We start from the raw sequence: 1,247 nt of genomic DNA on the forward strand, positions 1-1,247 counted from the left end.
CCATCACCACCTGACCGTTATCGACCTGCACCAGGAGCCGTAAAGTGTGCGCGATGTCCCCGCACACCTGTGCGCTATGTCCCCGGTCCATACACGCAGGCAGGAGCCCAGTGCGGTGCAGTGGGTTATCGCGATCACGCTCGATCAGCTCTTCGCCGTAGCGTCGTGCATCGGTGCGTACCGTACGCGTTTGGGCTTGAGTCGAAAGCATCCACCTGTCCTCATCGTCGTTCCGGCGCACGCCGGAACCCGCAGCGAGGCGGTCGGTGGTCGCGACGGCGATGGTCGCCTTCAAGCGGACACTTCAGCGTTCGGGCTTGCCCTCACGTGGTCGCTGCGGACCCCGGCGTGCGCCGGGGTGACGGCGAGGAATGTCCAGTTCGCATGCACGTCTTGTGTAGGAGCGCTCTTGAGCGCGATGTCCTCGAGGTTGCGGGAAGTGCTGAATCACCGTTATCGCGATAACCCGATACGCCGCACTGGGCTCCTGCCTGCGCAGGAGCGACGGTGAGGAGGTGTGCGGCCTCATCGCACTCTCAAACAATTACCACGCATTTTTCGGAATAATCGGATGGATGCGCGGGTGACGGATTGCGATGCTTGCCGGGCTGTCGACTCTTTCGATGGCCGGGTGTCGAAACCCGATCTTGTTTATTCCACGCAGGTGACTTCGGTCCCTGCGTTTACTCCCGCGTGTTTATGGTGGGCGTGTCGGGCAGGCTTCGGCCTGGCCGGGATTGGAATAACAGCCGGTTTTCGACCCCGACACGTCCGCCACCTTGCGCCATGCGCGGGTGGCGGCTCATCGGTCACGTGGAGCCGTGTATGTCCTCTCCTCTCATTTCCTCTTGCCCCGTTTGCCGTGGCGATCTCGCCCTCTCCGTGGACGAGTTACACGATGCGGCACAGGTGCGTCTTACCGCCTCGACGGCGCTCTTGAGTCAGTTGGCGCTTTCGGCCCATGCCGATTTCGATGCGACGTCGATGTCGCAGGCCATGACGGCCGTGCGGCGCTTGGTCGACGAGGCGGCGGAGTTCGTCGTGGCGATCTGGCGCGAGAAAGGTCATGTCGCGGACGCATCGGTTCAGACTGCCTGACCCAGGCGATAGAGAGTCGAAGGCATCCACTCCCCTCACGTCGTCCCTGCGCAGGTGTATGGACCGGAGACATGGTTAACAGATGTGCCAGGACATGGTTTACACCTCGACCGCCAAGTTGTGGCGGTCCGAGGCCCAGCCCATGCCCT

Annotated in this window: 2 protein-coding genes; one reads left to right on the plus strand and one right to left on the minus strand. The window is 62.6% G+C overall.

The window, feature by feature from the left end; genetic code table 11:
- On the minus strand, positions 1–295 hold a 295-nt coding region (locus EC912_RS19570), incomplete at its 3' end, for a hypothetical protein (protein WP_207906902.1).
- A 530-nt stretch (positions 296–825) separates the two neighbouring features.
- On the opposite strand from EC912_RS19570, the gene EC912_RS19275 reads away from it, so the two are divergent.
- Positions 826–1,098: a hypothetical protein gene (locus tag EC912_RS19275; protein ID WP_132147735.1), complete on the plus strand. Its 273-nt coding sequence runs from the start codon at positions 826–828 to the stop codon at positions 1,096–1,098.
- Positions 1,099–1,247: the final 149 nt, after the last annotated feature.

The organism is Luteibacter rhizovicinus (assembly GCF_004342265.1).
In the GTDB taxonomy this organism is placed as follows: Bacteria; Pseudomonadota; Gammaproteobacteria; order Xanthomonadales; family Rhodanobacteraceae; genus Luteibacter; species Luteibacter rhizovicinus_B.